The sequence below is a fragment of the Streptomyces capoamus genome (assembly GCF_014654935.1).
Classification (GTDB): domain Bacteria; phylum Actinomycetota; class Actinomycetes; order Streptomycetales; family Streptomycetaceae; genus Streptomyces; species Streptomyces capoamus.
The window spans coordinates 211002-220455 of the sequence record NZ_BNBF01000016.1 but is presented as its reverse complement, the minus strand read 5'-3'; the positions used below and the strand labels follow the sequence as shown (position 1 = coordinate 220455).

The following is a 9454-nucleotide window of genomic DNA, read 5'->3' as shown; positions in this document are numbered from 1 at the left end:
GGGGGCGGAGGCGGAGGCGGGGGCGGTGGCTCGGGCGTCGGCGTGGGGGTGGGGGTGGGCGTCGGCGGGCACGGGGGCGGGGGCGGCTTCGGGCAGGGCGGGTCGGGCCAGTGGTGGCCGCCGGCGTAGGCCACGGCGACCGTGCCGTCCGGGCCCGTCGAGGCGTACGCGCAGGCGTCGGCCGACGCGCTGCCCGCCGGACAGCCCACCAGCGTCCAGGTCAGCGTCAAGAGGGCCACCACCCGGGTGGCGGGCGCGCGTCGGGTCACTTCGGGTCCATGCACGACGAAGATCATGAGGCGCGGGCGCCCGCCGTGCCCGGGAGTACGCCGAGATTGCTCCGAAAGAGGGAGTTGGGGTGATCGCAGGTTTGACGGGCGGAAGTGTCCGTGTCGGACCGCTTGGTCCCGGTACGCGCCCCGGCGGTCGCGTGGACGCGGCACGCGTTCCGGAAAGAAAGTGCGGCCGCCGTTGAACACCGCGGCCCCTTCCCCGCGTACCCATGGCCGTGCGGCGGCGCAGCAGGCGCTGCAATATCCAGGCGATAATGGGGAGTTTGACGATGAAGACCTCCTGGCGGACCGCCTCACTGGTGGCCACAGCCGCTTCGGTGCTGGCGCTGACGACGGCGTGCGGTCAGGACAACGCCACCGCTCCCGCGTCGGCGGCCCAGAACGTCGGGGCCACGGCCGCCGCCGGCGACTACGGCAGCAGCCCGGGCGCCGGGACCGGGACCGTTGCCGGCGCGGGCAACGGGTACGGAGCCGACGGCAGCAAGACCTCCGCCTCCCCGTCCCCGGCGGCCCCCGCGGGCAAGCTCACCGTGGCCGCCAACCCGGACCTGGGCAACGTGCTCACCGACGGGTCCGGCCTCACCCTCTACCGGTTCGACAAGGACACCGCCAACCCGCCCAAGTCCAACTGCGCCGGCGACTGCGCCACCACCTGGCCGCCGGTTCCGGCCGACGACGCCACCGCCGGCGCCGGCATCGACAAGGCGCTGCTCGGCGAGGTCACCCGTGCCGACGGCAGCAAGCAGCTCACCATCGGCGGCTGGCCTGCCTACCGCTACGCCAAGGACGTCAACGCCGGTGACGTCAACGGCCAGGGCGTCGGCGGCAAGTGGTTCGCGCTCGCCCCCGACGGCAAGAAGGCCACGCTGTCCGCCCTGCCCGGCCTGTCCGTCCGCAAGGACCCCAAGCTCGGCGACATCGTCGTCGACAAGAAGGGCATGACGGTCTACCGCTTCATGAAGGACCAGGCCTGGCCGAAGTCCGTCTCCAACTGCACCGGGGCCTGCCTGGAGAAGTGGCCGGCCGTCGGCCCGGTCAACGCCGACGACACCGAGGGCGTGAAGAAGAAGGGCCTGATGCCGTTCACCCGCCCCGACGGGGTCAAGCAGATGACCGTCAACTGCTGGCCGATCTACACCTTCTCCGGGGACAAGGCCCCGGGCGACACCAACGGTCAGGGCGTCGGCGGCACGTGGTACGCCGTCTCGCCCGACGGCAAGCCGGTCGGCGCGCCGGGCAAGTAGATCACCTCCCCAGGGTCGATCGTCCCGCCCGGCCCGGCGCGCGGCCGCAGATCCGCCCCCTCCGCACCGCACGGAGGGGGCGGATCGCTGTGTGCGGCGGGTGCGCACCTGGCCGGACAGCCGTCACACAGCGGGGCCATACGGGCACTTGCCGCAGGCAGTGACCGGGAACGGACGGTCAATTTCCGGTTCGGGTCGCCCGTTTGGCGGGCGATCAGTAGCCTCAGCTCGAACACCGGATCGCCCGTCCCTGCCGTCCACGCCTTGGAGTGATACATGGAGCGCCCCGCCTGGGCCCCCCGGAGCATCGACATCTCGGTGCCGAGCGTCTCGCGGATCTACGACTACTACCTGGGCGGTTCGCACAACTTCGAGGTGGACCGGGAAGCGGCCCGCAAGGCCATGCGGTTCATGCCGGGGCTGCCGAAGATCATGCAGGCCAACCGGGCGTTCATGCGCCGGGCCGTGCGGTTCGCGGCCGGGGAGGGCATCACCCAGTTCCTCGACATCGGCTCGGGCATCCCGACCTTCGGCAACGTCCACGAGGTGGCGCAGGCGGCCGTGCCCGGCGCCCGCGTCGTCTACGTCGACCACGACCCGGTGGCCGTCGCCCACAGCGAGGCGGTGCTGGCCGGCAACGACGACACCGACGTGATCGCGGCGGACCTGTGCAAGCCCCAGGAGATCCTCACCAGCCCCCGGCTGGACCGCCTGATCGACCTGAATCGGCCAGTGGCCCTGCTCCTCGTTGCCATACTGCACTTCGTGGAAGACGCGGACGACCCGTACGGTGCGGTGGCCGAGCTGCGCGAGGCGCTCGCGCCCGGCAGCCTGCTGATCCTCACCCATGCCTCGTACGAGGGAATCCCGCTGCCCGCCGAGCGCGCCGAGGGCGCGGTGGACGTGTACAAGGACATTCGCAACCCGCTGATCATGCGCTCGCGCGAGGAGATCGCGCGGTTCTTCGAGGGGTACGACATGGTGGAACCCGGACTGGTGCCGATGCCGCACTGGCGCCCGGACTCTGCACCGGAGGACGAGGATCCCTACGCCTTCTCCGGATTCGCCGGCGTGGGGCGTACGGCGTGAGCGCGGAGCCGGACGAGCCGGAGGGCAGACTGCGCCGGCTGACGACGATCTGGAGCCGGGCACTCTTCCCGGTGACGTCGACGTCGCTCACCCGTGCCGAGTTCGAGGAACAACTCCTGCCGCTCGCGCGCCGGTTGAGCGAACTGCTGCGTGCCCGCAACTTCGACGCGGACGCGGCAAAGGGCGTCGGGGCCGCCCTGGTGGCGGCACACTGCACCGACCCCGAGGCGCTCGCCCGCACCCTGGACTGCGTCGACGCCTACCTGGTCCTGTACTGCGGCGGGGACGGCCCCCAGGACGAACTGCGCATGCGTTCCTCGCGGTTGCAGCACGCGATGGCCGCCGGCTACGCCGTGGCGCTGCGCGAGCGCACCCTCGCCGAACAAGAGGCCATCGCCCAGGCCGCGTTGCGGGCCCAGGGCGTGGTGGCCCAGGCGCTGCACGCGAGCGAGGCCCGTTTCCGCGCCGTCTTCGAGGGGGCCGCGATAGGAATCGGCATCGCCGACCTCGACGGCAACGTCCTCCAGGTCAACAAGGCGTTGCTGCGCATGTTCGGTCTCTCCGAGCAGACCCTGCGCGGCCGCCGCGTCCAGGACTGGGTCCACCCCGAGGACGCCCCGCAGACCTGGCGGCTCTACGAGGAACTGGTGCGCGGCGACCGCGAGCACTACCACGTGGAGAAGGCCTTCAACCGCCCCGACGGCACCGCGCTGTGGACCAACCTGACCGTCTCCCTGCTCCGGGACGCCGACGGCACCCCGCAGTACCAGCTCGCCCTCATGGAGGACACCACCGAGCGCCGGCTGCTCAACCTCCGGCTGCGCTACGAGGCCACGCACGACGCCCTCACCGGCCTGCCCAACCGCTCCCTGTTCTTCGAACGGCTGGAGAAGGCGCTCGGCGCGGGCGAGGGCCAGCGCTTCGGCCTGTGCTACCTGGACCTGGACGGCTTCAAGACCATCAACGACAGCCTGGGCCACGCGGCCGGCGACCGGCTGCTGGTCGAGGTCGCCGACCGGCTGCAGTCCTGCGCGACGGCGCCCGGCGAGATGGTCGCCCGGCTCGGCGGCGACGAGTTCGTGGCCCTCACCACCGGTCCCGGCACCGAGCGCACGGTGGACGAACTCGCCGAGCGCATCATGAACGCGCTGGTCACCCCGATCAGCATCGACGGCCGCGACCTGCTGGTCCGCGGCAGCCTCGGCATCGTGGAGGGCCCGGCCGGCGAACGCACCGCCGCCGAGGTCCTGCGCAGCGCGGACATCACCATGTACCGGGCGAAATCGGCCGGCGGAAACCGCTCCGAACTCGCCGACCCGGAGGCCGACGCCCGCGCCATCACCCGCCACGGCCTGACCACCGCCCTGCCGACCGCCCTGGAACGCGGCGAGTTCTTCATCGAGTACCAGCCGCTCGTCCACCTCGGCGACGGCAGCGTGCGCGGCGCCGAGGCCCTGGTGCGCTGGCTGCACCCGCAGCACGGCGTGCTCGGCCCCGACCGGTTCATCCCGCTCGCCGAACACACCGGGCTGATCGTGCCGCTGGGCCGCTGGGTCCTGGAGGAGTCGATCCGCCAGGCCCGTGCCTGGCGCGAACGCTACGGCGAGCAGACCACCGCCGGCCCGCTGCGCATCAACGTCAACCTCTCCCCGTGCCAGCTCAGTCATCCCGGGCTGGTCCAGGACACCGTCGACATCCTCGAACGCTCCGGTGTCACCCCGGACGCCCTCTGCCTGGAGGTCACCGAGTCCGCGCTCATCGGCGCCGACGACGACCTGCTCAAACCCCTGCGCCGGCTGGCCGAGATGGGCGTCGACATCGCCCTGGACGACTTCGGCACCGGCTACTCCAACCTGGCCAACCTGCGCCGCCTGCCGGTGAGCGTCCTCAAGCTGGACCGCTCCTTCACCCAGAGCATGCAGCAGTTCCCCGCCGACCCCGTCGACCTGAAGATCGTGGAAGGCATCGTCTCCCTCGCCCACAACCTCGACCTGGCGGTCACGGTCGAGGGCGTGGAGACCGGCGCCCAGGCCGAACAGCTGCGGATACTGGGTTGCGACACGGCCCAGGGCTGGTACTACGCCCGCCCCGGGCCGCCGGAGCGGCTCCAGGAGCTGGCGTTGGTGGACGCGACCGGCTGACCGGTCCCGGACCCGCCGCCGTCCCCGTCCCGGGCGGTCGCGGCCACGGCGGTCGCCGCCCGGACGAGGGCCGCGGTGGCCGGGGAGCGGGACTGCTGCGGCCAGGCGACCGCCAGCAGCGAGGGCGGCGCGTCCGGAACGGCCCGGTAGACGACGCCCGGACGCGGGTAGCGGCCGGCGACGGACGCCGGCAGCAGCGTGCACAGCTCGCCCAGAGCGACCCGGGTGAGCAGTTGGGCGAGATCGCGGCCCCCCTTCCGCGTCTCCTCCAGGAACCGGTGCAGGTCTCCGGGCCGCAGCCCGAGGTCGGCGAGCAGGACGTGGGCACGGGCGGCGAGCGGATGGGCCGCGCCGAGCGCCGCGACACGCGGCTCGGCGATCAGGGTCTCGCTGTCCAGCCCGGTGCGGTCGAAGGGCTCGTGGACGAGTGCGGCGTCGGCCTCGCCGCACCGCAGCAGCCGCGGCTGTTCCAGCCAGCCGCACAGCCGGACCGTCACCGGCAGGGCGGCGGGGTCGGCGGCGAAGCGCTCCAGGACCGGTTCCAGCAGTCCGCCGTCGCCGTCGGCCTTGACCGCCAGGACCAGTTTCCGGTCCGGGCCGGCCGCACGCCGGGCCCGCCGCCCGGCCGCCTCCAGGGCGTCCAGCGCGAACCGCGCCTCCGCGAGGAGCACCTCGCCCGCCCGGGTCAGGGCGACGCTGTGCGTGGTCCGTTCGAAGAGGGTCACCCCGAGGTCCGCCTCCAGCCGGCGGATCGCCCGGGACAGGGGCGGGGCGGAGATGCCCAGCCGGTCAGCGGCGCGGGCGAAGTTCAGTTCCTCGGCGACGGCGACGAAGTAGCGCAGCGGGCGGGACTCCATGACGTCGCCCTCCCTCCGGTATTGCCCTGAGGGTAACAAGCGCGAGCGGAACGGTCCTTCAGCTCCCGGGCGCCGCACGGCAGGGTTGATCCCGTTCCCCCAGCCCTTTCCGCCAGGAGCCACCCATGATCCTCGTCACCACCCCGACCGGGCAGATCGGCAGCCAGGTCCTCGACTCGCTCCTCGACGCCGGGGACGCGGCGGGGGACGTCCGCGTGATCGTCCGCGATCCCGCGCGCCTGCCCCCGCACGTGCGCGACCGGGTCGAGACCGTCACCGGCTCGCACGCCGACCCGGAGGTCACGGCCAAGGCGTGCGCGGGCGTCGACCGCGTCTTCTGGCTGGTGCCGCCGGCGCCCACCGCCGACAGCGTCGACGGCCACTTCCGCGCCTTCACCCGGCCGCTGGTCGACGCGATCCGCACCGGGGGTGTCGAACGGGTCGTCGCCGTCTCCACCCTGGGCCGCGGTGTCGCCCGCGACGCCGGGCAGATCTCGGCCTCGCTGGCCATGGACGACGTGGTCCGGGCCACCGGGGTCCACCACCGGGCGCTGTGTCCGCCGTACCTCATGGAGAACCTGCTCCACCAGGTGGCGGCGATCCGCGGGAGCGGAGTGCTCGCCATGGCCACGTACGGCGACCGGGTGCTGCGCACCTGCGCCACCCGTGACGTCGGCGCGACGGCCGCGCGGCTGCTGCTCGACGGTTCCTGGACCGGCCAGGACGACGTCCCGGTGGTCGGTCCGGACGCGCTCACGCCCGAGGACATGGCGCGCGTCGTCGCCGAGGTCCTGGGCCGGCCGGTCCGTTTCCAGCGGCTCGACGCGGCGGAGTACGCGGCCGCGCTGCGGCGGCACGGCGCGAGCGAGGACTGGGCGCGGGCCCTCACCGACCTCGCGACCGCCACCGCCGAGCAGGGCTTCTACGGCAGCACCGCCCCCTCCAGTCCCGATACGGCACCCACCTCGTTCCGCAGCTGGTGCGAGCGGGTCCTCCGGCCGGCCGTCCTGAACGCCGGCGGCTGACCAGGCCCGGCACCCGGCCGGCACACGGTCCGCCGGCGGTCCCGCCGCCACGGCGTACGGCGGGCGCCCCGGCGCCCCCGGCCGGTGCCCGCCCGTACCGTCCGCGACCGCGCCGGTCAGCGTTCGAGCAGCATTCGCTGCAGTTCCCGGGCCGCCCTCGGCGGCGCCACGTCGCTGCGGTGGGCGAGGGCGATGGTGCGGTGGAGGCCGGGGCGGGCCAGGGGGGTGACGCGCAGCCCGCGCCCGGTGCGGGCGGCCACCATGCGGGGGACGACGGCCACACCGAGACCCGCGCGGACGAACCCGAGCACCGCGTCCATCTCGCCGCCCTCCACGGCGAAGTCCGGCTCGAACCCGGCGGAGCGGCACGCGGCGACGGTCAGTTCCCGCAGGTCGTAGCCGTGCCGGAACATCACGAGCCGCTCGCGCTCCAGGTCGCCGATCTCCACCGGCCGTCCGTCCCGGCCGGGCACCGGCGCCTCCGGCGAGGACACCACCACCAGGTCCTCCCGCAGCAGCTCCACGGTCGTCAGCGCGGGCGCCGGCGTCGGCAGCGGCAGGACGACCAGCGCGAGGTCGAGCGCGCCGCGCGCCAGCTCCCGCACCAGGTCGTGCGAGCCGCCCTCCTCGATCAGCAGCCGGATGCCGGGATAGCGGTCGTGGAAGGCCCGCAGCACGTCCGGCAGCAGTCCCGTGCACAGGCTCGGCGTCGCACCCAGCCGGACCCGCCCCCGCCGCAGCTGCACCAGCTCCTGCACCTCGTGCCGGGCGGTGTCCGCGTCGGCCAGGATGCGCCGGGCGAGCGGCAGCAGCGCCTCGCCGGCGTCGGTGAGTGTGATGTTGCCCCGGGCGCGCAGGAACAGATCCGCGCCCAACTCCCGCTCCAGCGCCTTGATCTGCTGGGACAGCGACGGCTGGGCGACATGGACCAGCTCGGCGGCCCGGGTGAAGTGCCGGGCCTCGGCGACGGCCACGAAGTACTGGAGCTGCTGGAACTGCACCCCACCAGCATAGCTTCCGCCTATGGAAACGAGCCGGACCATGTCTTGGACCGATCGGGACCTTCGGCCCTAGCGTGCTGTTCCATGGCACTGGCAACGCGGACGGACCGACGGCCGTCCATGGCGCGCACCATGTGGGACTCCTCCGTCGGCAAGAAGACCGTGATGGCCGTCAGCGGCCTGATCATGCTGCTGTACCTGGTCGCGCACATGATCGGCAATCTGAAGATCTACTTCGGCGCGGGCGAGTTCAACCACTACGCGCACTGGCTGCGCACCGTGGGCGAACCCTTCATGCACTACGAGTGGACGCTCTGGCTCATCCGGACCGTCCTCGTCGTCGCCGTGGTCGCCCACGCCACGTCCGCCTACCAGCTCAGCCGCCGCGACATCAGGGCGCGGCCCAGCAAGTACGTGCACAGGAAGCCGCGGGCCGGCTACGCGACCCGCACCATGCGCTGGGGCGGCGTCATCCTCGGCCTCTTCATCGTCTGGCACATCCTCGACCTGACCACCGGCACCGTGCACTCCGGCGGCTTCCAGGAGGGCCACCCGTACCAGAACGTCGTGGACACCTTCTCCACCTGGTACGGCAACACCGTCTACATCGTCGCGATGCTGGCGCTCGGCCTGCACATCCGGCACGGCTTCTGGAGCGCCGCCCAGACCCTCGGCATCGGCAGCCGCAGCCGCGACCGCGCCCTCAAGACCCTCGCGAACGTCCTCGCGCTGCTGCTCACGGCCGGCTTCGTCGCCGTACCCGTGGGCGTCATGACCGGAGTGGTGAGCTGACATGACTGCCTACGCCGACTACACGACCGGCGCGCCGGTCACCGACACCAAGGCCCCCGCCGGGCCCGTCCACGAACGCTGGGACAGGCGCCGCTTCGAGGCGAAGCTGGTCAACCCCGCCAACCGGCGCAAGCACACGGTCATCGTCGTCGGCACCGGCCTGGCCGGCGGCTCCGCGGGCGCCACGCTCGCCGAACAGGGCTACCACGTCGTCCAGTTCTGCTACCAGGACTCACCGCGCCGCGCCCACTCCATCGCCGCGCAGGGCGGCATCAACGCGGCGAAGAACTACCGCAACGACGGCGACTCCGTGCACCGCCTGTTCTACGACACCGTCAAGGGCGGCGACTTCCGGGCCCGCGAGTCCAACGTCCACCGGCTCGCGCAGATCTCGGTCGAGATCATCGACCAGTGCGTGGCCCAGGGCGTGCCGTTCGCCCGCGAGTACGGCGGCCTGCTCGACACCCGCTCCTTCGGCGGCGTCCAGGTCTCGCGCACGTTCTACGCCCGCGGCCAGACGGGCCAGCAGCTGCTGCTGGGCGCCTACCAGGCACTGTCCCGGCAGATCGCCGCGGGGAACGTGGAGCTGCACCCGCGCACCGAGATGCTCGACCTGATCGTGGTCGACGGGCGGGCCCGCGGGATCGTGGCGCGCGATCTCGTCACCGGGAGGATCGACACCTACTTCGCGGACGCCGTCGTCCTGGCCACCGGCGGCTACGGCAACGTCTTCTACCTGTCGACCAACGCCATGAACTCCAACGCGACCGCGATCTGGCGGGCGCACCGGCGCGGCGCCTACTTCGCCAACCCCTGCTTCACGCAGATCCACCCCACCTGCATCCCGCGCACCGGCGACCACCAGTCCAAGCTCACGCTGATGAGCGAGTCGCTGCGCAACGACGGCCGGATCTGGGTGCCCAGGGCCCAGGGCGACACCCGCCCGCCGCACGAGATCCCCGAGGACGAGCGCGACTACTACCTGGAGCGCATCTACCCGTCCTTCGGCAAC

Annotated in this window: 8 protein-coding genes and 1 pseudogene; 6 read left to right on the top strand and 3 right to left on the bottom strand. The window is 72.8% G+C overall.

Going from position 1 to position 9454, the window contains the following annotated elements:
* Positions 1-284: pseudogene (locus IE312_RS41735) on the bottom strand (hypothetical protein); the annotation flags it as partial.
* Between the two features lie 278 nt (positions 285-562).
* On the opposite strand from IE312_RS41735, the gene IE312_RS24525 reads away from it, so the two are divergent.
* The 3 genes from IE312_RS24525 (at position 563) to IE312_RS24515 (ending at position 4767) form a co-directional block, all read left to right on the top strand.
* The gene (locus IE312_RS24525; RefSeq protein ID WP_189984495.1) at positions 563-1537 is read left to right on the top strand and encodes an SCO0930 family lipoprotein; all 975 of its coding nucleotides are present in this window, start codon (positions 563-565) and stop codon (positions 1535-1537) included.
* Between the two features lie 276 nt (positions 1538-1813).
* Positions 1814-2626: an SAM-dependent methyltransferase gene (locus IE312_RS24520; RefSeq protein WP_189984478.1), complete on the top strand. Its 813-nt coding sequence runs from the start codon at positions 1814-1816 to the stop codon at positions 2624-2626.
* Positions 2623-4767: a putative bifunctional diguanylate cyclase/phosphodiesterase gene (locus tag IE312_RS24515; RefSeq protein WP_189984477.1), complete on the top strand. Its 2145-nt coding sequence runs from the start codon at positions 2623-2625 to the stop codon at positions 4765-4767. Before IE312_RS24520 ends, IE312_RS24515 begins: the two co-directional genes overlap by 4 nt.
* On the opposite strand, the gene IE312_RS24510 is transcribed toward IE312_RS24515, so the two are convergent.
* On the bottom strand, positions 4704-5624 hold the full coding sequence (locus tag IE312_RS24510; protein ID WP_189984476.1) for a LysR family transcriptional regulator: 921 nt from the start codon (positions 5622-5624) through the stop codon (positions 4704-4706). The two genes, IE312_RS24515 and IE312_RS24510, sit on opposite strands and share 64 nt — an antisense overlap.
* 125 nt (positions 5625-5749) lie before the next feature.
* Here IE312_RS24510 and IE312_RS24505 point away from each other — a divergent pair, with 125 nt between their 5' ends.
* Positions 5750-6649, top strand: coding sequence for an NAD(P)H-binding protein (locus tag IE312_RS24505; protein WP_189984475.1), 900 nt, complete (start codon positions 5750-5752; stop codon positions 6647-6649).
* A 116-nt stretch (positions 6650-6765) separates the two neighbouring features.
* Here IE312_RS24505 and IE312_RS24500 read toward each other — a convergent pair whose 3' ends face one another.
* Entirely contained in the window at positions 6766-7650 is an 885-nt protein-coding gene (locus tag IE312_RS24500; protein WP_189984474.1) for a LysR family transcriptional regulator, read from the bottom strand.
* Positions 7651-7770: 120 nt separating this feature from the next.
* Here IE312_RS24500 and IE312_RS24495 point away from each other — a divergent pair, with 120 nt between their 5' ends.
* Positions 7771-8442 (top strand): succinate dehydrogenase, encoded by a 672-nt coding sequence (locus IE312_RS24495; RefSeq protein ID WP_189984494.1) that lies wholly within the window; start codon positions 7771-7773, stop codon positions 8440-8442.
* A gap of 1 nt (position 8443) precedes the next feature.
* Positions 8444-9454: succinate dehydrogenase (quinone) flavoprotein subunit (gene sdhA, locus IE312_RS41730; protein WP_229900387.1), on the top strand; the 1011-nt coding region annotated here is incomplete at its 3' end.